This window comes from Lysobacter sp. A421 (assembly GCF_054052145.1).
Map to the genome: position 1 here is coordinate 742,945 of NZ_JBSVRL010000002.1, position 26,246 is coordinate 769,190.

General features: G+C 66.3%; 22 protein-coding genes. 18 read left to right on the forward strand and 4 right to left on the reverse strand.

What is annotated here, in order from left to right:
• Positions 1-318: 318 nt before the first annotated feature.
• The 15 genes from mraZ (at position 319) to lpxC (ending at position 17,443) form a co-directional block, all read left to right on the forward strand.
• Positions 319-765 (forward strand): division/cell wall cluster transcriptional repressor MraZ, encoded by a 447-nt coding sequence (gene mraZ / locus ACW7G6_RS08810; protein ID WP_456962379.1) that lies wholly within the window; start codon positions 319-321, stop codon positions 763-765.
• Between the two features lie 11 nt (positions 766-776).
• Complete coding sequence (rsmH, locus tag ACW7G6_RS08815) at positions 777-1,739, forward strand: 16S rRNA (cytosine(1402)-N(4))-methyltransferase RsmH (protein ID WP_456998061.1); 963 nt, start codon at positions 777-779, stop codon at positions 1,737-1,739.
• The gene (gene ftsL, locus ACW7G6_RS08820; RefSeq protein ID WP_456962377.1) at positions 1,736-2,002 is read left to right on the forward strand and encodes a cell division protein FtsL; all 267 of its coding nucleotides are present in this window, start codon (positions 1,736-1,738) and stop codon (positions 2,000-2,002) included. Before rsmH ends, ftsL begins: the two co-directional genes overlap by 4 nt.
• Before the next feature lie 110 nt (positions 2,003-2,112).
• Entirely contained in the window at positions 2,113-3,963 is a 1,851-nt protein-coding gene (locus ACW7G6_RS08825; protein ID WP_456998152.1) for a peptidoglycan D,D-transpeptidase FtsI family protein, read from the forward strand.
• A gap of 38 nt (positions 3,964-4,001) precedes the next feature.
• Positions 4,002-5,474 carry a UDP-N-acetylmuramoyl-L-alanyl-D-glutamate--2,6-diaminopimelate ligase gene (locus ACW7G6_RS08830; protein ID WP_456998153.1) on the forward strand — a complete coding sequence of 491 codons (1,473 nt, stop codon included), beginning with the start codon at positions 4,002-4,004 and terminating at the stop codon, positions 5,472-5,474.
• The gene (locus ACW7G6_RS08835) at positions 5,471-6,886 is read left to right on the forward strand and encodes a UDP-N-acetylmuramoyl-tripeptide--D-alanyl-D-alanine ligase (protein WP_456998062.1); all 1,416 of its coding nucleotides are present in this window, start codon (positions 5,471-5,473) and stop codon (positions 6,884-6,886) included. The genes ACW7G6_RS08830 and ACW7G6_RS08835 overlap by 4 nt, the downstream gene beginning before the upstream one ends.
• Positions 6,876-7,958: a phospho-N-acetylmuramoyl-pentapeptide-transferase gene (mraY, locus tag ACW7G6_RS08840; RefSeq protein ID WP_456978324.1), complete on the forward strand. Its 1,083-nt coding sequence runs from the start codon at positions 6,876-6,878 to the stop codon at positions 7,956-7,958. Before ACW7G6_RS08835 ends, mraY begins: the two co-directional genes overlap by 11 nt.
• Entirely contained in the window at positions 7,958-9,283 is a 1,326-nt protein-coding gene (ftsW, locus tag ACW7G6_RS08845; RefSeq protein ID WP_456998063.1) for a putative lipid II flippase FtsW, read from the forward strand. Before mraY ends, ftsW begins: the two co-directional genes overlap by 1 nt.
• Positions 9,280-10,401 (forward strand): undecaprenyldiphospho-muramoylpentapeptide beta-N-acetylglucosaminyltransferase, encoded by a 1,122-nt coding sequence (gene murG / locus ACW7G6_RS08850; protein WP_456998064.1) that lies wholly within the window; start codon positions 9,280-9,282, stop codon positions 10,399-10,401. The genes ftsW and murG overlap by 4 nt, the downstream gene beginning before the upstream one ends.
• Positions 10,402-10,409: 8 nt before the next feature.
• Positions 10,410-11,867 (forward strand): UDP-N-acetylmuramate--L-alanine ligase, encoded by a 1,458-nt coding sequence (gene murC, locus ACW7G6_RS08855; protein ID WP_456998154.1) that lies wholly within the window; start codon positions 10,410-10,412, stop codon positions 11,865-11,867.
• On the forward strand, positions 11,864-12,856 hold the full coding sequence (locus ACW7G6_RS08860) for a D-alanine--D-alanine ligase (protein ID WP_456978327.1): 993 nt from the start codon (positions 11,864-11,866) through the stop codon (positions 12,854-12,856). The genes murC and ACW7G6_RS08860 overlap by 4 nt, the downstream gene beginning before the upstream one ends.
• On the forward strand, positions 12,853-13,599 hold the full coding sequence (locus tag ACW7G6_RS08865) for a cell division protein FtsQ/DivIB (RefSeq protein ID WP_456998065.1): 747 nt from the start codon (positions 12,853-12,855) through the stop codon (positions 13,597-13,599). Before ACW7G6_RS08860 ends, ACW7G6_RS08865 begins: the two co-directional genes overlap by 4 nt.
• Entirely contained in the window at positions 13,596-14,846 is a 1,251-nt protein-coding gene (gene ftsA / locus ACW7G6_RS08870) for a cell division protein FtsA (protein ID WP_456962370.1), read from the forward strand. The genes ACW7G6_RS08865 and ftsA overlap by 4 nt, the downstream gene beginning before the upstream one ends.
• Before the next feature lie 68 nt (positions 14,847-14,914).
• Positions 14,915-16,132: a cell division protein FtsZ gene (gene ftsZ, locus ACW7G6_RS08875; protein ID WP_456998066.1), complete on the forward strand. Its 1,218-nt coding sequence runs from the start codon at positions 14,915-14,917 to the stop codon at positions 16,130-16,132.
• Between the two features lie 393 nt (positions 16,133-16,525).
• Positions 16,526-17,443 (forward strand): UDP-3-O-acyl-N-acetylglucosamine deacetylase, encoded by a 918-nt coding sequence (gene lpxC, locus ACW7G6_RS08880; RefSeq protein WP_456998067.1) that lies wholly within the window; start codon positions 16,526-16,528, stop codon positions 17,441-17,443.
• Positions 17,444-17,699: 256 nt separating this feature from the next.
• Here the strand turns inward: lpxC and ACW7G6_RS08885 are convergent, their stop codons facing one another.
• Positions 17,700-18,149: a DciA family protein gene (locus tag ACW7G6_RS08885; RefSeq protein ID WP_456962367.1), complete on the reverse strand. Its 450-nt coding sequence runs from the start codon at positions 18,147-18,149 to the stop codon at positions 17,700-17,702.
• A gap of 7 nt (positions 18,150-18,156) precedes the next feature.
• Between ACW7G6_RS08885 and ACW7G6_RS08890 the strand changes: the two genes are divergently transcribed.
• The 3 genes from ACW7G6_RS08890 (at position 18,157) to mutT (ending at position 23,119) form a co-directional block, all read left to right on the forward strand.
• Positions 18,157-19,077, forward strand: coding sequence for a M23 family metallopeptidase (locus ACW7G6_RS08890; RefSeq protein WP_456978331.1), 921 nt, complete (start codon positions 18,157-18,159; stop codon positions 19,075-19,077).
• A 163-nt stretch (positions 19,078-19,240) separates the two neighbouring features.
• A complete protein-coding gene (secA, locus tag ACW7G6_RS08895; protein WP_456998068.1) occupies positions 19,241-22,012 on the forward strand; it encodes a preprotein translocase subunit SecA in 2,772 nt (923 codons plus the stop codon).
• Between the two features lie 69 nt (positions 22,013-22,081).
• A complete protein-coding gene (gene mutT, locus ACW7G6_RS08900) occupies positions 22,082-23,119 on the forward strand; it encodes an 8-oxo-dGTP diphosphatase MutT (protein WP_456998069.1) in 1,038 nt (345 codons plus the stop codon).
• Between the two features lie 202 nt (positions 23,120-23,321).
• Here mutT and coaE read toward each other — a convergent pair whose 3' ends face one another.
• Genes coaE through ACW7G6_RS08915 form a run of 3 tightly spaced genes read right to left on the reverse strand, consistent with a single transcriptional unit; the run spans position 23,322 to position 26,097 of the window.
• On the reverse strand, positions 23,322-23,936 hold the full coding sequence (gene coaE, locus ACW7G6_RS08905; RefSeq protein WP_456998070.1) for a dephospho-CoA kinase: 615 nt from the start codon (positions 23,934-23,936) through the stop codon (positions 23,322-23,324).
• Between the two features lie 25 nt (positions 23,937-23,961).
• Positions 23,962-24,825: a prepilin peptidase gene (locus ACW7G6_RS08910; protein ID WP_456978335.1), complete on the reverse strand. Its 864-nt coding sequence runs from the start codon at positions 24,823-24,825 to the stop codon at positions 23,962-23,964.
• 9 nt (positions 24,826-24,834) lie between these two features.
• Entirely contained in the window at positions 24,835-26,097 is a 1,263-nt protein-coding gene (locus ACW7G6_RS08915; RefSeq protein WP_456998071.1) for a type II secretion system F family protein, read from the reverse strand.
• Positions 26,098-26,246: the final 149 nt, after the last annotated feature.

Here is a 26,246-nt window from a genome sequence, read left to right on the forward strand (position 1 = left end):
GCGCCCTGCGGTGGCCGGCAGGGTTGGTTTCCTGAACCGAATTTCACATATGCCCTAAACCCGTCAGTCTCAAAATGTGAGACGAAACAAGGGTTAGTGGGTAACTCTTGACCAAGACTATGAAGTGTCGCGCAAGCCATTGATCCGACAGGCGAAATACGCCGGGAATTTTGTTGACAACCCTATGGGTGGTGCATAAGGTGGTCATCAGAGGGAAAACCGGGTTTTTTGTGGTTTTCGATGGTTGCAACCGGGTTCCAGCCCCGGTTGTCCGACAGGCGAACCGTCCGCAGAGGCGGGCCAACGCGAAGGTGTGCAATGTTCCAGGGCGAGACCGCCATCACTATTGACGACAAAGGCCGATTGGCGATTCCCACCGCCCATCGGGATCTTGTTGCGCGTGATTGTGGCAACCGGTTGGTCGTCACCTACAACCCGTTCGAGTCCGGCTGCCTGTATCTGTATCCGGTAGCGATATGGGAGCGCATCAGCAAAGAGGTCAACAAGCTGCCCAGGGCCAAGAAGGTCAATCGCTCCATGCAGCTCAAACTGGTCGGCGCGGCAAGCTTCGTGGAGCTGGATGGCAATGGCCGCATCACCATTCCGGCCAGCCACCGTGCCGCGGTGGGAATCGAGCGAAAGGCCATCTTGTTGGGGATGGATGAGAAGTTCGAGTTGTGGAGCGAGCAGGCGCATCACGCACAGATCCATCAGACGATTTCTGATGACGATCTGAGTGACGAGCTGCTCGACCTGCAGCTATGACGGGCGGTGGCATGGAGCGCGCAGCGACTTCCGGCCACCTTCCCGTGATGTATCGACAGGCGCTGGATGGCCTGCAGGTGCGTGGGAATGGCACTTACCTGGATGGCACGTTCGGTCGTGGAGGTCACGCGCGCGGTGTGCTTGAACGGCTGGGGCCGGCCGGACGGCTGCTGTTGATGGACAAGGACCCCGATGCGATCGCGGTCGCCGAGCGCGATTTTGGCGACGACCCGCGGGTGGCGATCTTCCGTGGCAGCTTCGCCCACATGGCGCACTGGGACGCGACCGGTGCGGGCGCGGCTCTGGACGATGGTGCCCTGGACGGCATCCTCCTCGATCTGGGCGTCTCATCGCCGCAGCTGGATGTCGCCGAGCGTGGTTTCAGTTTCAGCAAGGATGGGCCGCTGGACATGCGCATGGACCCCGATACCGGCCTGAGCGCGGCGCAATGGCTGGCCATGGCCGATGAGCGCGAGATCGCCGACGTGCTGTGGACCCATGGCGAGGAACGCCAGTCGCGCAGGATCGCGCGCGTCATCGTCGCCCGGCGTGAGGAACAACCGATCCTCCGCACCGCCCAACTGGCCGAGCTGATCGCCTCGGTGATGCCGCGCGGCAAGGACAAGATCCATCCCGCCACCCGCAGCTTCCAGGCGATCCGCATCTTCATCAACCGCGAGCTGGCCGACCTGGAGACCGGGCTGGACGCGGCGCTGGCGCGGCTGAAGCCCGGTGGCCGGCTGGTGGTGATCAGCTTCCATTCGCTGGAAGACCGGATCGTCAAGCAGTTCATCAACCGCCACGCCAAGGCCCCGCCTGGCAACCGGCGCATGCCGGAGGTCGAGTTCACGCCGGTCCTGCTGGCGATCGGCGGTGCCCGGAAAGCCGAGGTTGACGAAACTTCGGCCAACCCACGTGCGCGCTCGGCGGTGTTGCGCGTGGCCGAGAAACTTCCCGTGCAGGAGGCCGCATGACGCTGCGCCTGCTGCTGATCGTCCTGGTGGTCGCCAACCTGGTGTCGGCCCTTGCGGTGGTGCATGCGCGTCATCGCCACCGGGTGCTGTTCGTCCAGCTCAGCCAGTTGGAGAAGGCGCGCGACGAGCTCGATATCGATTTTGGCCGCCTGCAACTGGAGCAGGCGACCTGGGCCGAGAGCAACCGCATCGACCAGATTGCGCGTGACCGGCTGGGGATGAAGCTCCCCGAAGGCGCGGAAATCGTGGTGATCCGGCCATGAGGGGCAATGGCCGGCGCGCGCGTGGTGCGCAGTCGTCGCGTGAGCGTTCCCGCTGGGCCTGGTTGCAGGCCTACCTCGGTCGCGGCGATGGCGCCGCCACCCGTGGTCGAATGCACTACAACGTCCGCAAGCGCATGGCGCTGGTGGGCGGCACGCTTGGTTTGTGTTCGGTCGCGCTGGTGGGCCGCGCGCTTGATGTCCAGGTGTTCAACAACGATTTCTACGTCCGCCAGGGCGACGCGCGCGCGCTGCGCGAGATCCCCATTGCCACCTCGCGCGGCATGATCACCGACCGCAATGGTGAACCGCTGGCGGTGTCGACGCCGGTCGAGTCGGTATGGGCCAACCCGCAGGAGCTGTTGCAATACCCCGATCGGATTCCCGAGCTGGCCAAGGCGCTGGGCGTGCCGGCCGACGAACTGGCACGCAAGCTCAGCCAGCGTGCGGACAAGGAGTTCATGTACCTGCAGCGCCGGATCAATCCGAGCCGGGCGCGCCAGATCCTGGGCCACGAGATCCCCGGCGTGTTCTCGCAGCGCGAGTTCCGTCGCTTCTACCCCCAGGGCGAGGCGATGGCGCATGTGCTGGGCTTCACCAATATCGATGACCGCGGCCAGGAAGGCCTGGAGCTGGCATTCGACGACTGGCTGAGTGGCACGCCGGGCTCCAAGCGGGTGATCCGCGATGGCCAGGGCCGGATCATCGAGAACGTCGACCTGATCCGGCCGGCACAGCCCGGCCATGACCTGACCCTGACCATCGACCGCAGGATCCAGTACCTGGCGTTCCGTGAGTTGCGCCGGGGAATCGAACAGGCGCGGGCGTCAGCCGGCTCGGTGGTGATCCTGGATGTGGATACCGGCGAGGTGCTGGCAATGGCCAACCTGCCCAGTTACAACCCCAATCAGCTGGACGGCGGACGTGGTGATGCGCGCCGCAACCGTGCCGTTACCGACGTGGTGGAGCCGGGCTCGACGATGAAGCCGATCACCATCGCCGCGGCGCTGTCCAGCGGCAGGGTCACCCCGACCACCATCGTGGACACCTCGCCGGGTTACATGCGCAACGGCCGCTACACCATCAACGACTATCGCAACTACGGCGCGCTGACGGTCACCGGCGTGCTGACCAAAAGCTCCAACGTGGGCGCGGCCAAGCTGGCGCTGGCGATGCCGGACGACTACTTCTACAACGTCATCCACCGCTTTGGTTACGGCACCAAGCCCGGCAGCGGCTTTCCCGGCGAGGCGTCCGGCCTGCTGGCCGCGCCCCGGCAGTGGAGCGGCACGACCAAGGCGACCATGTCCTACGGCTATGGGCTTTCGGCGACCCCGCTGCAGATTGCGGTGGCCTATGCCTCGCTGGCCAACGGCGGCCGGGTGATCGCACCGACGTTCGTCAAGGGCCAGCGCAATGAATCGGAGCAGGCGGTCAAGCCGGAGATCGCGCATCAGGTGCTGAGGGCGATGCAGACGGTGACCGAGACCGGCGGCACCGCGACCAACGCCGCAATCCTCGGTTACCACGTCGCTGGCAAGACCGGCACCTCGCGCAAGTTCAGCGCCAGCGGCGGGTACTCGGACGAGTACGTGGCGTTGTTCGCCGGCGTGGTGCCGGTGGAGCATCCGCGCTTCGCGATGGTGGTGATCATCGATGAGCCCGATGCCAGCGCCGGCCATGGTTATGGTGGCGGCGCGACTGCGGCGCCAGTGTTCAAGCGGGTGATGGAAGGCGCTTTGCGGCTGATGGACGTGCCACCAGACGACATCGAGACCTGGCTGGCCGCGCAATCGGCGGCGCGCGCCAAGCGACTGAAGGCCAATGGTGGCAAGCCGGCCGAGGATGCGCCGGTATTGCCCGACCCCACCGCGACCGTCGCCTCGCAGTCCGACTTGCCCGACCCGGTGGATGTGTCGGCGACATCGTCGGCAGTGTCATCACGCCAGGGAGGCGCACGGTGACCGTCGCTCGTACACCTCGCCGCATGCCGCCTCGTAGCATGCCGCTGGCCGAGCTGCTGCCGGACGTCGCCGGTATCGCGCCGGACCGGATCATCAATGGCCTGGTCCAGGACAGCCGGGCGATCAGGCCCGGTGACGCTTTCGTGGCGATCGGCGGCTTCGGCACCCATGGCTTGAAGTTTGTCGAGCAGGCGCGGGCGGCCAAGGCCGGCGCGATCCTGTTCGAGCCGCCGGCATCCGAAGCCATCCCGGCGCCCGCCGATGCGATTGCGGTGCCGGGCCTGCGTGCGCGGATGGGCGCGATGGCCGACCAGTTCCACGACCGTCCAAGTGCCGGCATGGACATGGTTGGCGTCACCGGCACCAACGGCAAGACCTCCGTCGTGCAGCTGCTCGCCCAGGCCTGGGAGCTGCTCGGCCGGCGCGGCGCCAGCATCGGCACCCTGGGGGTTGGCATCGGTGGGCGGGTCATCCCGACTGGATTCACCACACCGCTGGTGCTGCAGGTGCATGCGCTGCTGGCAGAACTGCACGACGCCGGTGCGCAGGCGGTGGCGATGGAAGTCAGCTCGCACGCGCTCGACCAGGGCCGCGTGGATGCGGTGCATTTCGATGTGGCGGTGTTCACCAACCTCAGCCGTGACCATCTCGACTATCACGGCGACATGGCGACGTATGGCGCCGCCAAGGCGCTCTTGTTTGCCTGGCCGGGATTGCGTGCCGCGGTGATCAACCTGGACGACGCCCACGGTCGGGTGATGCATGAGGTCCGGGCGTCCGGGCTGCGGGGCATCGGCTTGAGTTCCCGCGGCAATTCCGATGCGATGGTGCAGGCGCAGGCCTTGCAACTGGACAACGCCGGGATTGCATTCGAGCTGGCCATGCGCACGCCAACCGGCGATGAACACCACCCGGTGCGTTCACCGCTGCTGGGTCGGTTCAACGTCGACAACCTGCTGGCCGTCGCCGGCGCCTTGCTCGCGTTGGGCGAGCAGCCGGCCACCATTGCCGGCACCTTGTCCCGGCTGCAGCCGGTCCACGGGCGGATGAACCGGCTCGGTGGCACGGCCGGCCAGCCGTTGGTGGTGATCGACTATGCCCACACACCGGACGCGCTGGAGCAGGCGCTGGTTTCGTTGCAGGCGCACGCCGCTGCGCGCCTGGTCTGCGTGTTTGGCTGCGGCGGTGAACGCGACCGCGGCAAGCGGCCGCAAATGGCGGCCATTGCCCAGGCGCATGCCGACGTGGTGATCGTCACCGACGACAACCCGCGCAATGAGGACGGCGATGCGATCGTCGCCGAAATCATGGCCGGTTTCGCGAACCCCGGCGCCGTCATCGTGCAGCGCGACCGCGCCGCGGCGATCGCGCGGGCGGTGGGCGAGGCCGGGCCGGACGACATCGTGCTGGTCGCGGGAAAAGGTCACGAGCCGTACCAGGAAATCGCCGGCGTGCGACACCCTTTCGACGACACCCTGGTGGCGCGGGCTGCACTGGAGGACCGCCCATGAAGCGTCTCCAGCTGTCCGATATCGCACACATGAGCGGGGGCCGGTTGCAGGGCGACGACCTTGCGATCGACGCGATCGTCACCGACACCCGGGCGTTGCCGGCGGCGGGAGCCAATCTGTTTGTCGCCCTCAAGGGCGAGCACTTCGACGGCCACGATCACCTGGCCGCTGCGGCGTCGAATGCCATCGCCGCGGCGCTGGTGTCGCGCCCGGTCGATGTGGCCATCCCGCAGGTGTTGGTCGCAGACACCGAGCGCGCGCTGGGTGAACTGGCGGGCGCCCTGCAACGTGCCCGCAGTACCCGGGTGGTGGCGATCACCGGCAGCAACGGCAAGACCAGCGTCAAGGCCTTGTTGCTGGAGATCCTGAAGCGGGCCGGTTCGACCCATGCCAACCCGGGCAACCACAACAATGAAATCGGCCTGCCGCTGGCGGTCATCGACGCGCCGGACGATGCGCAGTTCGCGATCTACGAAATGGGCGCCGGTAAGCCCGGCGACATCGCCTACCTGGCCGTGATCGCACGCCCCGACGTCGCCCTGGTCAACAACGTTGCCCCCGCCCACCTGGAGCGGATGGGCAGCCTGCTGGGCGTGGCTGACACCAAGGCGGCGATCTACGACGCGCTGCCACTGGATGGGGTGGCGGTGATCAACGCCGACGATGCCTTTGCACCGTATTTCGCCGAGCGCGCACACGGGCGCCGTTTGATCCGCTTCGGCCTTGATGCCAGCGCCGAGATCAGCGCTCGGGACATCGCGGCGAACGCGGCGGGCTCGCACTTCACCCTGGTCGCCCCAGGCGGCGAGGTGGCGATCACGCTGGCGCTGCACGGACGCCACAACGTGCGCAATGCGTTGGCGGCGGCGTCGCTGGCGATCGGCCTGGGCGTATCCATGGAACTGGTCGCGCAGGGCTTGAACGCCGCGGAGCCGGTTGCCGGGCGGCTGGTGACCCACGCCCTCGACAACAACGCGGTGCTGATCGACGACAGCTACAACGCCAACCCCGGTTCATTGGCCGCCGCCATCGACACGCTGGCAGAAGCGCCTGGCGAGGGTTGGCTGGTGCTGGGCGACATGCGTGAGCTGGGCGTCGACGCCGAAGCCATGCACGCCCAGGCCGGACGACATGCAAGGGCGGCCGGCATCAAACGTGTGTTCGCGCTTGGCCAACTGAGTGCCGCGGCAGCGCGCGCATTTGGCGACGGCGGTGACGAGTACCCGAATCACGACGCGCTGACCACGGCATTGTGGAGCGCGTTGGCGCAGGCCGGCGCGGCAACACCGACCGCAACGCCGATCCGCGTGCTGGTGAAAGGTTCGCGCGGCAGCGCGATGGACAAGATCGTGACCGCGTTGCTGTCTGGACAACGCCCACAAGGTCCGGAGGACAACATAGATGCTGCTTGAACTGGCACGTTGGCTGGAACAGTTGGACAGCCTGTTCGGGTTGTTCAACTACCTGACCTTCCGCGGCATCCTGAGCGCGCTCACCGCGTTGGCCCTGTCGTTGTGGTGGGGCCCGGCGGTGATCCGCAAACTGGCCATGTACAAGGGTGGCCAGCCGATCCGCACCGACGGGCCCAAGTCGCATTTCTCCAAGGCCGGCACCCCGACCATGGGCGGCGGGCTGATCCTGTTGACCGTGCTGGCCTCGGTATTGCTGTGGGGCGACTTGCGCAACCGCTACGTCTGGGTCGTGCTGGCGGTGATGGTCGCGTTCGGCGCGATCGGCTGGTACGACGACTGGATGAAGATCGTCAAGCGCGATCCCAACGGCATGAAATCGCGCTGGAAATACCTGTTGCAATCGATCTTCGGACTGGCGGCAGGCGTGTTCCTCTACCTGACCGCCGACGTGCCTGCGGCGACCACGTTCTACATCCCGATGTTCAAGTCGCTGGCCTTCCCGATGGGAGCCGGGCTGATCGTGGTCGCGTACTTCTGGATCGTCGGCTTCTCCAATGCGGTCAATCTGACCGACGGGCTGGACGGCCTGGCGATCATGCCGACCGTGCTGGTCGCCTGTGCGCTGGGCGTGTTCGCGTACGCCTCGGGCAACGCGGTGTTCTCCGAATACCTGCAGATCCCGCCGGTGCCGGGGGCCGGCGAGCTGGTGATCATCTGTGCGGCAATCGCCGGGGCCGGGCTCGGGTTCCTGTGGTTCAACACCTACCCGGCGATGGTGTTCATGGGCGATGTCGGCGCGCTGGCGCTGGGCGCGGTGCTGGGGACGGTCGCGATCATCGTCCGCCAGGAGCTGGTGCTGGTGATCATGGGCGGCGTGTTCGTGATCGAGACGCTGTCGGTGATGATCCAGGTCGCCTCGTTCAAGCTCACCGGCAAGCGCGTGTTCAAGATGGCGCCGATCCACCACCACTTCGAGCTCAAGGGCTGGCCGGAACCACGCGTGATCGTGCGCTTCTGGATCATCTCGGTGGTGCTGGTGCTGGTCGGCCTGGCGACGTTGAAGGTGCGCTGATGAACGACACCACGCATCAGGCAACACGCCTCGACGCGATCAGCGGTCACTACGACCGCTGGCTGATCGGGGTGGTGTGCGCGCTTGCGTGCCTGGGCGTGGTGATGGTCGGTTCCAGCTCCATTGCGATCGCGATCGACTACGGCGTTGGTCCGTTCCACTACCTGGTCCGGCACGTTGCCTTCCTCGGCATCGGCGCGGGGCTGGGGCTGTGGCTGATGCGCACTGAGCTGAAGACGGTCGAGAACCTCAATCAATGGTTGCTGCTGGCCTGTTTCGGCCTGCTGGTCGCGGTGTTCATTCCCGGTATCGGCAACGAGGTCAACGGCGCCAGCCGCTGGATCAACCTGCGGGTATCAAGCTTCCAGGCAGTCGAGGCGGTCAAGCTGCTCTACATCATCTGGCTGGCCAGCTATCTCAAGCGTTACAGCGATGAAGTAACCGCCACCTGGACCGCGATGCTGAAGCCGCTCGGCGTGGCGTTGCTGATGGTGGTGCTGTTGATCTTCCAGCCCGACTTCGGCTCGCTGGCGCTGATCCTGGCAATCACCGGCGGCATGCTGGTGCTGGGCGGGGTCAACATGCCGCGGATGTTCGGCCCGGTGCTGGTGTTGCTGCCGGCGCTGGCAGTGGTCGCGATCGCTGAACCCTACCGCGTGCGTCGGCTGACCTCGTTCCTGGACCCGTGGGCGGATCCGTTCAACTCCGGCTACCAGCTGACCAATGCCTTGATGGCGGTAGGTCGCGGTGAATGGTTCGGCGTCGGCCTTGGCGGCTCGGTGCAGAAGCTGTCGTACCTGCCGGAAGCCCACACCGACTTCATCCTCGCGGTGATCGGGGAGGAGCTCGGCTTCGTCGGCGTCTGCACCGTGATTGCCCTGTACGCCTTGCTGGTCGGGCGGGCATTGTGGCTGGGCCTGAAGTGCGTGGAGATGCGCCGCCATTTCTCCGGCTACTGCGCATTCGGTATTGCGTTGTGGATCGGCCTGCAAAGCTTTGTCTCGATCGGCGTCAACCTGGGCCTGTTGCCGACCAAAGGGCTGACGTTGCCGCTGGTCTCCTCGGGTGGCTCCAGCGTGTTGATGACCTGCGCAGCCATGGGCCTGCTGTTGCGGGTGTCCTATGAACTCGATCGCGCCGAGCGCCAGGTCGCGCGCCTGCGCGGCGAGAAGGAGAGCGCCGTGACGGCGGACGGTTCCGAGCTGTCGACCAGCAGCGCCCGCGCGCCCGCATCGGTACCGGTTGGCGAAGTCACGGCCAACACCGCTCGCGGCACCAGCCGCCTGCGCGGTCGCGTCGAGCCGACCTTCGGAGGCCTGGGATGAACGCGGCCCTGCAATCGTATCCAGTGATGATCCTTGCCGGCGGCACCGGCGGGCATATCTTCCCGGGCCTGGCCGTGGCGCGGGAGCTGCTTAATCGCGGTGTGCCGGTGACCTGGCTGGGCGCGGAGGGCGGAATGGAGACGCGCCTGGTGCCGGAGCACGGTATCCAGATCGACACCATCGCGGTGCGCGGTGTCCGCGGCAAGGGACTGCGCACCTTGCTGGGCGCGCCATACAAAGTGGCCGGTGCCGTGCGTGCGGCCGCCGCCGTGCTGCGTGCGCGCAAGCCGCAGGTGGTGATCAGTTTTGGTGGCTACGCGGCGGGTCCGGGTGGCCTCGCCGCCAGGTTGGCCGGCGTGCCGTTGCTGGTGCATGAGCAGAACCGTGCGCCGGGCATGACCAACCGGGTATTGGCCCGGCTGGCCGCGCGCGTGATGACCGGCTTTCCCGATACGTTCGCCAACGAGGTGGTCGTGGGCAATCCGGTGCGCGCCGAGATTGCCGCGGTGGCTGGCCCGGAGCATCGCTTTGCCGGTCGCCAGGGGCCATTGCGGCTGCTGGTGCTGGGCGGCAGCCAGGGCGCACGTGCCCTCAACGATGCGGTGCCCCAGGCGCTGGGCCGGGTTCGCGAGCGGATCCAGTTCGACGTCCGCCACCAGTGCGGAGCGCAGCAACAGACCGATGCCGAGCGCCGGTACGCCGATGCCGGGATCGCCGCCAGCGTTGAGCCGTTCATCGCCGACATGGCGGACGCCTACGGCTGGGCCGACCTGGTGGTATGCCGCGCCGGTGCTTTGACCCTGGCCGAGCTGTGCGCGGTTGGCGTGGGCAGTGTGCTGGTGCCGTTCCCGCAGGCGGTCGACGACCACCAGACCCGCAACGCGCAGTACCTGGTCGACCGCGGCGCGGCGCAACTGCTGCCGCAAGGCACGGCTGATGACCTGGCCGCGCGCCTGGCGGACACCCTGCAGGGTCTTGCCGATCGCGCGGAGCTGTTGCGCCTGGCTCAGGCCGCACGCGCACTGGCCCGCCCCGATGCCGCGGCGCGGGTCGCGGACATCGTGCTGCAACACACCAATCCTGCCTCCCCATCTTCCCAACAGGAGCCCGCTGCATGAGCACTACCGTGCGCCGCCGCCTGCAACACAGCGGCGATCTCGCCCAAGCCTTTCCGCGGGTTCATTTCATCGGCATCGGCGGCACCGGCATGAGTGGTATCGCCGAGGTGATGAGCACCCTGGGCTATCAGGTGTCGGGCTCGGACCAGGCCGACAACGCCGTCACCCGTCGGCTTGCCGGTCTGGGCATTGCCGTGCACCGCGGTCATGCCGCGGCGAACGTGCTGGGCACTGATTGCGTGGTGGTGTCCAGCGCGATCAAGACTGACAACCCGGAATTGCTGGAAGCGCGCGCGCAGCGCATACCGGTGGTGCCGCGTGCGGAGATGCTGGCCGAGTTGATGCGCTTCAAGCGCGGAATCGCCGTCGCCGGCACCCATGGCAAGACCACCACCACCTCGCTGACCGCCAGTGTGCTGGCCGAAGGCGGGATCGACCCGACCTTCGTTATCGGTGGTCAGCTGCTTGCCGCCGGCGCCAACGCCCGGCTGGGCAGCGGCGACTGGCTGGTGGCCGAGGCCGACGAGAGCGACGGCAGCTTCCTGCGCCTGAGCCCGCAGATCGCGGTGGTCACCAACATCGACGCGGATCACCTGGAGAACTACGGCGGCGACTTCGCCAACGTCCAGGCCGCATTCGGCGAGTTCATGCTGCGGCTGCCGTTCTACGGCCTGGCGGTGTTGTGCATCGACGACCCGGAAGTCGCCGCGCTGGCCGAGCGCACCCCGCGCCACGTGATGACCTACGGCTTGTCCGCCGATGCCGACGTGCGCGCCGAAGACGTCACCCAGCAGGGCGCGCGGATGCACTTTGACCTGTGCCTGCCCGACGGCGCGCGCTGTCCGGTGACCCTGGCAATGCCCGGCGAGCACAACGTGCTCAACGCCCTGGCCGCGGCGACGGTGGGCTGGCAACTGGGCGTGGAACCCAGCGCGATCAGCCGCGCACTGGAGGGTTTCGCCGGGATTGGCCGACGCTTCAACCTGCTTTCCCAGACGCCGCTGTCCAAGGGCGGCATGGTCACCGTGGTCGATGACTACGGGCACCACCCGCGGGAGCTGGAAGCGGTGTTTGCCGCCGCCCGCGGCGGTTGGCCGGACAAACGGTTGGTGGTCGCGTTCCAGCCGCATCGCCACAGCCGCACCCGGGACCTGTTCGATGAGTTCGCGGCGGTGCTGTCCAGCGTCGACGCGCTGGTGCTGACCGAGGTCTACGCCGCCGGCGAGCAGCCGATTGCCGGTGCCGACGAGAAGGCATTGGCGCGCGCGATCCGTGCACGCGGCCGGGTCGACCCGGTGGTGGTGGGCGCCGCGCACGAGCTGCCCGGCGTGCTGGATGACGTGCTCGAGGACGGCGACCTGTTGTTGCTGATGGGCGCCGGCGACATCGGCCAGGCCGCCCAGCAGATCGCGACCCACGGGTTTGTCAACGCCGAGCCCGCCGATGAAAAGGAGGGCCAGCCATGACTGCCGCATTGCCCCCGCCGCGGGTAACCAATCCTGCCGACTTTGGCCGCGTCGCGGTATTGATGGGCGGCACCAGCGCCGAGCGCGAGGTCTCGCTGGACTCCGGCCGCAACGTGCTGGAAGCCCTGCAGGCCCGCGGCGTCAACGCGTTCGCGATCGACGGCATCCCGGCACTGGTCGACGCGGTGCGCAACGGCCGGGTCGACCGGGTATTCAACATCCTGCATGGCAACAAGGGTGGTGGCGAGGACGGCGTACTGCAGGGCCTGCTGGAAGCGCTTGGCGTGCCCTGCACCGGCTCCGACGTGCTCGGTTCGGCGTTGAGCATGGACAAGATCCGCACCAAACAGGTCTGGCTCAGTTCCGGCCTGCCCACCCCGCGTTACCAGTGTCTGGCCGAAGGCGCCGGACGTAGCCGCGAGGACGTGCGCCGCGCCGCGCGCGAACTCGGCCTGCCGGTCATCATCAAGCCATCCAGCGAAGGCTCCAGCGTCGGCATCTCGCGCGTGCTGGACGAAGCCGGACTGGACGATGCGGTGGCGCTGGCGGCGCGTTACCCGGGCGAGCTGCTGATGGAGCAGATGGTGGTCGGCGACGAGCTGACGGTCGGCATCCTTGGCCACGGCAGTACCCATTACGCGCTGCCGTCGATCCGCATCGTGCCCAAGGGCGAGTGGTACGACTACAACGCCAAATACGTGGCCGATGACACCCAGTATCTGTGTCCCGGCCTGGAGGGCGACGCCGAAGAAGAGATTCGCCGGATTGCACTGGCCGCCTTTGAAGCCGCCGGCTGCCATGGCTGGGGGCGGGTGGATGTCATGCGCGACCGCAGCACCGGCGCGTTCCACCTGCTGGAGGTGAATACCGCGCCGGGGATGACCAGCCACTCGCTGGTGCCCAAGGCGGCCGGCCAGGTCGGGATCGACTTCGAAGACCTGTGCTGGCGCGTGCTGGAGTCATCGATGCAGGAGGGCTCGCACCGGTGAATGCGCTGCTGCGCCTGCTGGGTTGGCTGCTCGCGGTAGCACTGGTCGTGCTGCCGGTCGCGGCCGTGCTCAACGGCTGGGTGGGCGCGGACCAGTGGCCGCTGACCAAGCTGCGCGCGACCGGCCAGTTCGAGCGCGTGGACGAGGCGCTGCTGCGCCAGACCGTACTGCCGTATGCGCGCCAGGGGTTCTTCGCGGTGCGCCTTGATGATGCGCGCGCCGCGATTGCCGCGTTGCCGTGGGTCGAGCACGCCGAGGTCCGCAAGCGCTGGCCGGACGTGCTGGAAGTTCAGGTGATCGAGCACGTGCCGTATGCGCGATGGGGCGAGGACCAACTGCTGTCCGAGCATGGCCGGTTGTTCCCGGCCGACGGCGTCGAAATACCCGACGGCCTGCCGCAACTGGATGGTCCCGAGTCCCGGATCAAGGACGTGGTGGCGCTCTACAACGAGTCGCGCAGCTTGTTCAGTCCGATCGGGCTGGACGTCCGGGTGGTCCTGCTGGACCCGCGCGGCAGCTGGACCCTGGGTCTGGGCAACGGCGCCCAGGTGGTGCTCGGGCGCAACCAGGCCCATGCCCGGATCGAACGCTTCGTACGCCTGATGCCACAGCTGCTCGGGCAACAGGAGCAGGCGCTGGTCCGCGCCGACCTTCGTTACACCAATGGCTTCGCATTGACCTGGGCCGCGAGCAACCAATCAACCCCGCGCGACCCGGCCGCGGACAAGCAGGGAAAGACATGAATCGCAAGGGTGACAAATCATTGATCGTCGGCCTGGACATCGGCACCTCCAAGGTGGTCGCGCTGGTGGGCGAGTACACCCCCGGATACAGCGGACCGGACAACCCGATCGAGGTGATCGGGATCGGCTCGCACGAATCGCGTGGGCTGCGCCGCGGCGTGGTGGTCGATATCGAGTCGACCGTGCAGTCGATCCAGCGCGCGATCGAGGAAGCCGAGCTGATGGCCGGCTGCGAGATCCGCTCGGTGTATGCATCGATCTCAGGCAGCCACGTGCAATGCCGCAATTCGCAGGGCATCGCGCCGATCCGTGACGGTGAAGTCACCTTCGGCGACCTGGACCGGGTGCTGGAAGCCGCCAAGGCGGTAGCTATCCCGGCCGACCAGCGGATCCTGCACGCCATCCCGCGCGACTACGTGCTCGACGACTCGCAGGAGGGCATCCGCAATCCGGTCGGGATGACCGGCGTGCGCCTGGAAGTGCATGCCCACCTGGTGGTCTGCGCGCAATCAGCCGCGGCCAACGTCAGCAAGTGCGTGCAGCGCTGCGGATTGCAGGTGGACAACCTGATCCTGGGGGTACTGGCATCCAGCAACGCGGTGCTGACCAGTGACGAGCGCGAGCTGGGCGTGGTGCTGGTCGACATCGGCGCCGGCACCACCGACATCGCGGTGTTCGTGCAGGGCGCGATCGCCCACTCGGCCAGCCTCGGCATCGCCGGCGACAAGGTCACCGAGGACATCGCCCACATGCTGCGCACGCCGACCCCGGATGCGGAGCAGATCAAGGTCCGCTACGCCTGCGCGCTGGCCCAGATGGCCACGGCCGAGGAGTCGATCCAGGTGCCGTCGGTCGGCGACCGCCCGCCGCGCCGGATGCCGCGGGCGTCGCTGGCCCAGGCGGTGCAGGCGCGCTACGAGGAAATCTTCGAGATGGTCCAGGCCGAACTGCGCCGCAGTGGCTTCGAGCAGCACGTCCGGGCCGGCATGGTCCTGACCGGCGGCGCCGCAAAGATGGAAGGCGTGGTCGAGCTGGCCGAGGAAATGCTGCAGATGCCGGTTCGCGTCGGCATCCCGCAACACGTCACCGGCCTGGGCGAGGTGGTCGGCAACCCCGTCCATGCCACTGGCGTCGGCCTGCTGCTGATGGGCAGCCAGATCGAAAACCCGCGTCGACCGGTGATCAATACCGGCCGGGCCGGATCCATTTTCAACAAGCTCAAGGACTGGTATCGCGGCCAGTTCTGAGTTCCCCCGCAAGACGCAGCACCACGCGACACCCAGCACTACATAACTAGACCAACGAGGACACGGACATGGCGCACTTTGAACTGGTAGAAAACATGGCCCCCAACGCGATCATCAAGGTGATCGGCGTCGGGGGTGGTGGCGGCAACGCGGTTGCCCACATGGTCAGCAACAACGTCGATGGGGTGGAGTTCATCACCGCCAACACCGACTCGCAGGCAATCAAGAACTGCGGCGCGAAGCTGCAGCTGCAACTTGGCACCAACGTCACCAAGGGCCTGGGCGCAGGCGCGAACCCGGAGGTCGGTCGCCAGGCCGCACTGGAAGACCGCGAGCGGCTGATGGACGCGATGGAGGGCGCCGACATGGTGTTCATCACCGCCGGCATGGGCGGCGGCACCGGCACCGGCGCGGCCCCCGTGGTCGCACAACTGGCCAAGGAGATGGGCATCCTGACCGTCGCGGTGGTGACCAAACCGTTCCCGTTTGAAGGTCGCCGCCGCATGCAGGTCGCACTCAAGGGCATCGAGGAGCTCAGCCATCATGTCGACTCGTTGATCACCATCCCCAACGAGAAGCTGATCACCGTGCTGGGCCGCAACGCGACCATGATCCAGGCCTTCCGTGCCGCCAACGACGTGCTGCTGGGCGCCGTGCAGGGCATTGCCGACCTGATCGTGCGTCCCGGCCTGATCAACGTCGACTTCGCCGACGTGCGTACCGTGATGTCCGAGATGGGTCTGGCGATGATGGGCAGCGGCTCCGCCCGCGGCGACGACCGTGCGCAGGCCGCGGCCGAGGCGGCGGTGCAGAACCCGCTGCTGGACGACGTCAATCTGCAGGGCGCCAACGGCATCCTGGTCAACATCACCGCCGGTCCGGATTTCACCATGGCCGAGTTCGACGAAGTCGGCCGCACCGTGGAGGCGTTTGCGTCCGAGGATGCGACCGTGGTCATCGGTACCGTGCTCGACCCGGACATGCAGGACGAGGTCCGTGTCACCGTGGTCGCGACCGGCCTGAACCGCGCGGTCGTGCGCCAGGCCCGTCCGGGCGAGGGCAACCGTCCGCCGATCCAACTGGTCCGCAACGCCACTACCGGCGAGCCGGAGTTCCCGATGGACGACGCGATTGCGCCGGCGATGCCGAGCTTCGGCGGCAGTTTGCGCGGCAGCAGCAGCGCCTCCCCGTCCGAGATGCCGTCTTCGGCTCCGGCCGCGGCGGAGTTCGGCAACGACACCAACTATCTGGATATCCCGGCATTCCTGCGCCGGCAGGCAGATTGATCACGTTGATTGATCGGGCTTGTTAACCCGGTAATGCTTGAACAATTGTCGTCATCCCCGCGTCCGACTGGACTTCCTTCGGTCGAAGGCGGGGATCCATGGACCCTAAGCCGCCGATGGGCAACGTCCTTGGACTCCCGCCTTCGACCGAAGGGAGTCCAGTCGGACGCGGGAGTGACGATGAAAGCGAGTTGAAGTAACGCCAATGTCCAGTTCGATTGGTTCCGTGGCTTGATTGCGCGGGACGTTTGGACCGGTCACCTGCCCGATGGGCGGTGACCGGTCATTTTCCTCGGCCTCCTGGGCCAGCCCCCGTATTGACCGGAGGCAGCGACGCCGCGTGTTAATCTTGCGCGCTGTAAAAATTCCGTCACAAGGCCTGCCCCTACACCCATGTTGCGCCAGCGCACCCTCAAGAACGTCACCCGCGCCACCGGCGTGGGCCTGCATAGCGGCGAGAAGGTATTTCTGACCTTGCGCCCGGCCCCGGTTGACGCCGGGATCATATTCCGTCGTATCGACCTGGACCCGGTGGTCGAGATACCCGCGCGCGCCGATCTGGTCACCGAGACCACCCTGTGCACCGGTCTCAGCCTTGGCCCGGCCAACGTGCAGACCGTCGAGCACCTGATGTCCGCACTGGCAGGACTGGGCATCGACAATGCCTACATCGACCTGTCGGCACCGGAAGTGCCGATCATGGACGGCTCGGCCGGTCCGTTCGTGTTCCTGTTGCAGTCCGCCGGCATTGCCGAGCAGGACGAGGCCAAGCGGTTCATCCGCATCAAGCATCCGGTCGAGGTTCGTGATGGCGACAAGAGCGCCCGGTTCGAGCCCTATGAGGGCTTCCGGGTTGGCTTTACCGTGGAGTTCCGCCACCCGGCAATCCCCGACGCGCAGTCGCGTGCGCAAGTGGAGTTCTCCACCAGCAACTACATCAAGGAAGTCAGCCGCGCCCGCACCTTTGGCTTCATGACCGACCTGGAATACATGCGCGAGCGCAACCTCGGGCTGGGCGGTTCGATGGACAATGCCATCGTGCTGGATGAGTTCCGGGTCCTCAACGAGGACGGGCTGCGCTACGCCGACGAATTTGTCCGCCACAAGATCCTGGATGCCATTGGTGACCTGTACCTGGCGGGCCATGCGGTCATCGGGGCCTATGAGGGCTTCAAGTCTGGCCATGCGCTGAACAACAAGCTGGTGCGCGCATTGCTGGCTGAACAGGCCGCCTGGGAAATCGTCAGCTACCCCGACGCAGAAGAACCAGAAGCCGTATCGGTGGCCTACGGCATTCCATCGTTGGTGTGATCGCACTACCTCGCAAGGCTTCCGGTTCCGGGGTCGGGATTCAGCGACGCTGCGGTTGATGGTGCTGGACGAGCTGCGCGCCGCCGCGAGTGCGCCGTGCGCGTCGTCACGGAAGTGAACCCACTACCTCGAAATAACGACTTACATACACATTATTCCCGGTCCCTTAACAAATTGAGGGTTTCGGAGCTTTAGCATGCGACGTCGGTGCTCACTTGATCTTCACGGCATACAACATGCCAGCGGGAACAAGTGCTCATCCGGCGTCGTCGGGCTCGTCCGGATTGGAAGGCTTCAACGACGCCAGCGCGGCCTGCAACGCTTGGTGTGCAGCGGCGGACATGGTGACCGGTTTCCGGGGCGCAGGTTGGGGGGGCGCACTGGATACGAGGCTCGTCTTGATAGCGAACTCGGTCACACCCAGTCCAATTGATCGGGCACCCGCCAACAGTTCCGGAGCAAGTAGACGCAATTTTGTCCGCCACACCGGGGAGTCAACCAAATACACGAGCCTGCCGCGCTCGTAATTCGCCAGTCGCGCATGCGCGGCAAGCGGGGGCGGCAGGAGGGGGCGTAAACGACGGTCCAGCTCGTCGAGCCAGAGGGCACGACGAATCGGGTCGCCAGCCGGCTCTGCCAGCAGCGCATCGAGCGCTGCAACAGGAGTCGATGGACGACGCGGCGGGTTGGATCGGGAATCAGACATTGGACCTATGACCTATCAAGACATCGTAAACAAATCGCGTGGCAGGTGGGCGTTAATGGCGCAACGCCTGATGGACACCATGACCCGGCAAGCGTCGCGCCGCCCGGGCCCGACCGCCGCGTTGCTGCTGGGCGGTGGCCTGGCGCTCGGCATCGGTGCCGGAGTCGCCGGCAACCTGTCGCTGCGTCACCAGGTGGACGCCCAGCAAGCGCAATTGCAGACCACCCAGGCCGAGGCGCAACGCGAAATCAACGCGCTGGCGGCCCGTCTGGGCGAACTGCAGGCCGAGGCCAACCGGCTCAATGCCCTGGGTGAGCGCCTGACCCGCATCGGTCAACTGCAGGATGGCGAGTTCAACTTCAACAAACCGGTGGGTCTTGGTGGTGGCGGCATCGTCCAGGACATGCCCAAGAGCGAGCTCAACCAGGGCCTGGTTGAGCTGGGCGCGCAGTTCCAAGCCTCCGGTGAGCAGCTGTCGGTTCTGGAGTCGCTGCTGTTCAACCGTCAGCTGGATATGAACTCGGTGCCTTCAGGCGAGCCGATCGACAGTTACATCACCTCCAACTTCGGCTATCGGGCGGACCCGATCCGTGGCGGCCGCGCGCTCCACAAGGGCATTGATTTCGAAGCCAATGTCGGCGACCCGGTGATGGCCGTTGCCGATGGCGTGGTCAGCTTCTCCGGTAGCCGCTCCGGCTACGGCAATACCGTGGAGATCGACCACGGCAACGGCTACGTGACCCGCTATGCCCACAACTCCAAGCTGACTCTCAAGGTGGGGGCGCTGGTCCGCGCCGGGCAGCAGGTCGCCAAGGCCGGTTCCACCGGGCGCTCCACCGGCGCCCACGTGCACTTCGAGGTCTGGCAGGACGGCCGGGCGGTCAACCCCAAGAAGTTTCTTGCCCAGCGTTCTCCGCTGCGGGGCTGAGCTGCGGGGCTGAGATCGCCATTGGCCCCTTGATAGGCGTCTGCGCGCCCCCACGGTAGAATAGGCTTTGCCATGACAGGGTGCCCAGCGCCCTGTTTTCGTTTTCGCGATGCATTCTTGCTTCCGTGGTGTCGCGCTCGCCTGATTCGTTCTGGACCAATCAATGCTCAACAACATGCTTACTCGCGTCTTTGGCAGCCGCAATGACCGCCTGCTGCGCCAATTGCAACGCTCCGTAATCAAGATCAACGCGCTTGAGCCGGAGATGGAGAAGCTCAGCGACGCCGAGCTGCAAGCCAAGACCCCCGAGTTCAAGCAGCGCCTGGCCGATGGCGCCACCCTCGATCAGATCCTGCCGGAGGCATTTGCCGTCTGTCGCGAAGCCTCCCGCCGGGTGCTGGGGATGCGCCACTACGACGTGCAGCTGGTTGGCGGCATGGTCCTGCACCTGGGCAAGATCGCCGAGATGCGCACCGGTGAGGGCAAGACCCTGGTCGGCACCTTGCCGGTCTACCTCAACGCCCTCAGTGGCGATGGCGTGCACCTGGTCACCGTCAACGACTACCTGGCCCGGCGCGACTCGGCATGGATGGGCAAGGTGTACAACTTCCTGGGCCTGTCGGTCGGGGTGGTCTACCCGGGCATGCCGCACGGCGACAAGGCCGAGGCCTACAGCGCCGATATCACCTACGGCACCAACAACGAGTTCGGCTTCGACTACCTGCGCGACAACATGGCGCTGTCGAAGGAGGACCGTCACCAACGCGGCCTTAATTTCGCGATTGTCGATGAGGTCGACTCGATCCTGATCGATGAAGCGCGCACGCCGCTGATCATCTCCGGCCCCGCCGAGGATTCGCCCGAGCTGTACATCAAGACCAACCGGATCGTGCCGTCGCTGACCCGGCAGAAAGAAGAGGAAGGCGAAGGCGACTACTGGGTCGACGAAAAGGGCAAGCAGGTGCACCTGTCCGAGACCGGGCAAGAGAACGCCGAGCAGTTGCTGCGCGACGCCGGCATCCTCGATGCGAACGAGGAGGAGGGCGGGCTGTATTCGCCGCAGAACCTCGCCATCGTCCATCACCTCAATGCCGCCTTGCGCGCCCATGCGATCTACCAGCGTGACGTGGACTACATCGTCCGCGATGGCGAGGTGGTGATCGTCGATGAGTTCACCGGCCGCACCCTGGCTGGGCGGCGTTGGTCGGACGGTCTGCACCAGGCGGTCGAGGCGAAGGAGGGCGTGCCGGTCCAGCGCGACAACCAGACCCTGGCGTCGATCACCTTCCAGAACCTGTTCCGGATGTACAACAAGCTTGCCGGCATGACCGGTACCGCGGATACCGAGGCGTTCGAGTTCGAGAGCATCTACTCGCTGGAAGTCGTGGTTATCCCGCCCAACCGTCCAGTGCAGCGCAAGGACAGCGCCGATGCGGTGTTCCTCAACCGCGCCGGCAAGTACCGCGCGGTAGCCGCCGAGATCAAGGAAGCGCACGCGAAAGGCCAGCCGGTGCTGGTGGGGACCACCTCCATCGAGGTCTCCGAAATGCTCAGCCAGCAGCTGCGCGAGGCCGGCATCGACCACGAAGTGCTCAACGCCAAGCAGCATGAGCGTGAGGCGACCATCGTTGCCCAAGCCGGCCGGCCCGGTGCGATCACCATCGCCACCAACATGGCCGGTCGCGGTACCGATATCGTGCTGGGCGGGTCGTGGGAGAACGAGATCGAGCAGATCGAGGCCGAGACCGGCGAGCCGGTGGACGAGGTTACCCGCGCGCGCCTGAAGGCCGAATGGAAGGTGCGTCATGACGCGGTCAAGGCCGCCGGCGGCTTGCACATCGTGGGTACCGAGCGCCACGAGTCGCGGCGGATCGACAACCAGCTGCGCGGTCGCGCCGGCCGCCAGGGTGACCCGGGGTCGTCGCGCTTCTACCTGTCGCTGGAAGACAACCTGATGCGCATCTTCGCGGCCGACTGGGTGCAGCGGGTCATGACCCGGATGGGCCTGAAGGAAGACGACATCATCGAAAGCCCGCTGGTGTCCAAGCAGATCGCCAGCGCGCAGCGCAAGGTCGAGGCGCACAACTTCGACATCCGCAAGAACCTGCTGGACTTTGACGACGTCAACAACGACCAGCGCAAGGTGATCTACGGCCAACGCAACGAGTTGCTGGAGGCGCAGGACGTCAAGGAAAACATCGACAACATCCGCGAGGACGTGGTCGCCGAGACCGTGGCCCGCTACGTGCCGCTCAACTCGATCGACGAGCAGTGGGACCTGCCGGGGCTGGAAACCGCGCTGGTCAGCGACTTCAACCTGCGCGTGGACGTACAGGCCAAGGTGCGCGACAACGCCGAGATCGATGCCGAGGCCATCGCCGAGTACGTCAACGAGCAGGTGGCTGCCCACGTTGCCGAGCGCGAGTTGCAGTTGGGTCCCGATACCACGCGCATGCTCGAGAAGCACATCATGCTCAACGTCCTGGACCAGAGCTGGAAAGAGCACCTGGCGCAGATGGATTTCCTGCGCCAGGGCATCCACTTGCGCGGTTACGCCCAGAAGCAGCCCAAGCAGGAGTACAAGTCCGAGGCATTTATCCTGTTCAGCGACATGCTGGAGAAGGTCAAGCGCGAGGTCATCTCGATGCTGGCACGCGTGCGCATCCGCAGCGAGGAGGAAGTCGCCGCGCTGGAAGCCGAGGAGCGTGCGCAGGCCGAGGCGCAGGCCCGGAACATGCAGTTCCAGCATGCTTCGGCGGGTGGCTACGGCGCCGATGAAGAGGCCGAGCAGGCACAGGCCGCCATCGCCCAGGCCGGTGGCCCAGGTCTGGCGCGTCAGGCCGCTGAACCGGCATTGCCCAAAGTCGGTCGCAATGAACCGTGCCCCTGCGGCAGCGGCAAGAAATACAAGCACTGCCATGGACAGCTGGCCTGACGAGCCTTCACCGAGCGCGCACGACGATGAGCGCGCGCGCCAATCCAGCGACGCCGCCTCCCTGACCCGATGAGCGGCGACCCTCCATCGCGCGTCGTCCAGGTCGTCGCCGGAGTCATCCGCGACGCCCGCGGGCGGATCCTGTTGACCCGGCGCACCGAAGGTCGTGACCTGGCCGGGCGGTGGGAGTTTCCCGGCGGCAAGATCGACCCCGGTGAATCGGCCGAAGCCGCTCTCGCGCGCGAGCTGGACGAGGAACTCGGTATCCAGGTCGACGTCGGCGCGGCGTTGATCAAGGTCCCGCAGATATACCCCGACAAGCGGCTGACCCTGGACGTCCGTGAGATCGCCGAGTGGCGCGGACGCCCCCGTGGCTGCGAAGGCCAGGCGCTGGCCTGGGTCCCCCCGCACAAGCTGTCCAGCTATCCGATGCCGCCTGCCGACCGCCCGGTCGTCGCCGCGTTGCTGCAGCCGGAGCTGTATCTGGTGACGCCGGATATAGGGACAACGACTGCCGGCCGACTCGCGCCGTCGGTGCCTACCGCCCTTGATTCGCTGACTGCGGAGACGCACACGAATGCGGAAGAGGAATGGCTGACTGAGCTGGATCGCGCACTCGCCCAGGGCATTCGCCGGGTCCAGCTGCGCGCGCCGAGTGTGGATCCCAAGCGCTGGCCGGAACTGGCCGCCATCGCGGCGGCGCGCTGTCTTGCCGCCGGCGCGGAGGTGCTGGTCAACGGCGATGCCGCACTGGCGAGCGCACTTGGCGTCGGCCTGCACCTGCGCGCGGCGCAACTATCGTCCACGACAACCCGCCCGGTCGCCGACGACGTCTTGCTCGCCGCGTCCTGCCACACCATTGAAGACCTCCGCGCCGCCGAAGCACTGGGTTGCGACATCGCCGTCGTTGGCAGCATCAAGCCCACCGCCAGCCATCCGGGCGCCCCTGGCATCGGTTGGGACGGCTTTGCCCGCCTGCGCGAGCACGTCAGCCTGCCGTTGTACGCCATCGGCGGCCTCGGCCCCGATGACCTCGCCGAAGCCCGCCAGCACGGCGCGCAAGGCATCGCCGCCATCCGCGCGTTATGGCCCACGGATATCGTTTAGCCCCGGTCGCCATGCCATGGCGAATTGTTAATGCGCCCTACGTTGGGTGTGGGTAGGGCGTATTTCAATGCGCCACCGCGCAATACACCGCAGCAAGTAGGGCGCATTAACAATGCGCCGCCCCGCGTAGGCCGTAATGGCCGGTGGCACCCGCTATCGTAGGGCGTATTTCAATGCGCCACCGCAATCCACCACCGGGGTGTTATCTCTCGGCTGCCACCACTCGATACCGCCGATCCAGCGCTTCCACATGCGCGCCCAACGCTTCCAACGGGCCATCATTAACAATCAGGTCATCGGCAATCGCCAGCCTCTGGGCCCGCGTCGCCTGCGCCGCAATCATCGACTCGGCGAGCGCCAGGTCCACGCCATCGCGTTTGATCAGGCGCTCGCGCTGTACCTGCACCGGCACGTCCACCACCAGGATCCGGTCCAGCCAGGGATACGCCTCGCGCCCGCCGCCTTCAGCCAGCAACGGGATCGCGGCAATCGCATACGGCCCGCCGGCAGCCTCGCACAGCACATGCAGCCGGGCGCGTACCCGTGGATGGATGATGGCCTCCAGTTCGGTCCGGGCACCGGCATCGGCGAACACCCGCTCGCGCATCCCCGCGCGGTCCAGTTGACCATCGCCGAGCAGGACTTCGGCACCAAATGCCTGCACCACCTCGGTCAGGCCTTCCGAGCCCGGCGCCACCGCCTCACGCGCGGCAAGGTCCGCATCGGCCACGAAGATGCCCAACGACTCAAAACGCCGCGTGACCGCGCTCTTGCCCGAGGCGACTCCGCCGGTGACGCCGATGATGCAGTTGCTCATACCGCACAGGATGCCATGTGACCGGTCAGGCCAGTCCCGCGACCCGCAGGTAGCTGTCAACCATCTGGTCGCCCCAGAAGAACGCCAGCCAGCCGGCGACGGCGAGGTAGGGGCCGAACGGGATTGGAGTGGCCTTGTCGCGGCCTTTGGCGGCCAGCCAGACCGAACCGATGATGGCCCCGACCAGCGATGACAGCAGTACCGTCGGCAGGATGCCGTTGAGGCCGACCCAGGCGCCGATCGCGGCCAGCAGCTTGAAGTCGCCGTGGCCCATGCCTTCCTTGCCGGTGACCTGCTTGAACACCCACCAGACCAGCCACAACGACAGGTAGCCGGCCACCGCGCCCAGCAGCGCAGGCTTGGTGGCCATGTACAGATTGTCCGCCGCGGCGATCAACCCCAGCCACATCAGCGGCAACGTCAACTGGTCGGGCAACAACTGGGTCCGCAGGTCGATCCCCGACAGCGAGATCAGAAAGCCGGTAAACACCATCGCCCCGAAACCCTGCCAGCCGAAGCCGAAGCGCCACACGCAGGCGACCATCAACACTGCGGTCAACAGCTCCACCAGCGGGTACTGGATCGATATCCGGGCCGCACAGCCACGGCAGCGGCCGCGCTGGATCACCCAGCTGAGCACCGGGATGTTCTCGTACCAGCTCAGCTGACGCTTGCATTGCGGGCAATGCGAGCGCTCCACCACGATGCCTGGCGGCGGCGGATCGTAATCATCCGGCTCGCCCAGCACCTCGCGGCTGTCGCGCTGCCACTGCCACTCCAGCCGCTTGGGCAGGCGCAGGATCACCACGTTGATGAAGCTGCCCAGCAGCAGGCCGAAACCGGCCACCAATGGATAGCCGATTTCAGGATTCTGGTCGAGGAATGCCATCGGCTGAGCTTATCCGACTACCGCGCCGAGCTTGAAGATCGGCAGGTACATCGCGATCACCATGCCGCCGACCACCACGCCCAGGAACACCATGATCATCGGCTCCAGCAGGCTCGACAGCGCGTCGACCGCGTCATTGACCTCGCGCTCGTAAAACTCGGCGACCTTGAACAGCATATCGTCCAGGGCGCCGGCCTCCTCGCCGATCGCGGTCATCTGTACCACCATGTGCGGGAACTGGTTGGTCTGCTTCATCGCCATGTTGACCGAGTAGCCCACCGCCACGTCGTCGCGAACCCGGTTCACGGCCTTCTCGTAGACGATGTTGCCGGTCGCGCCGGCCACGGTGTCCAGCCCCTCCACCAACGGCACGCCGGCCTTGAAGGTCACCGCCAGGGTCCGCGCAAAACGGGAGATCGCCGAGTTGTGGATGATCGCGCCCACCACCGGCACCTTGAGGATCAGGCGGTCGAGGAAGTACTGGAATGCCGTCGAGCGGTTCTTGGCCATGATGAAGGCGACCACAGCCGCGACGCAGCCGATCAGGATCAACCACCACCACGCCACCATGAAGCGGCTCAGGCTGACGACCATCTGCGTGAACGCTGGTAGCTCGGCACCGAAGCTGGCAAATACGTCCTCGAACATCGGCACCACGAACACCAGCAGGATCGCGCTGACGATCAACGCCACCGCCACCACTGCGGCCGGGTAGAACATCGCCTTCTTGATCTTGCCCTTCAGCGCCTCGGTGTTTTCCTTGTAGGTCGCCACGGTGTCGAGCACCGTTTCCAGCACACCGGCCGACTCACCGGCCTTGACCAGGTTGCGGAACAGTTCGTCGAACTCCACCGGATGCCTGCCCAATGCTTCGCTCAACGACGAGCCACTCTCGACCTCCGAGCGGATCGAGTTGACCAGCTTCTGCATCTTCGGGTTCTTGTTGCCGCTGGCGATGATCTCCAGCGAACCCACGATCGGCACGCCGGCCTTCATCATGGTGGCGACCTGACGGGCGAAGATCGCGATGTCCTGCGGCGTGACCCGCTTGCCGGTACTGCCGAACAGCGGTTTGGGCTTGACCTTGACCACCTTCGGGGTGATGCCCATCTTGCGCAGCTCGGCGCGCACGAAGTTGGCGTTCTTCGCGGTCTGCTCGCCCTTCATGACGACGCCGCGCTTGTCGGTGCCCTCCCAGACAAACATCGGAGACGGCTCGGCGCGGCGTACCGCAGCGGCAGACTTGGTGGCAGCAGATCGGGTAACGGACATGGTTGGGCCCCAGTAACGCGTAGCAATTCGACCAATGTGATGGGTCAGTGGTGACACATCATTCCCCAGTGTAGGCCGCGCCTCCCCGGCTGCGGACTACCCGGCACGCCCCGCATAAAATGCCAAGCATGCCGTAGGCCAGCATATCC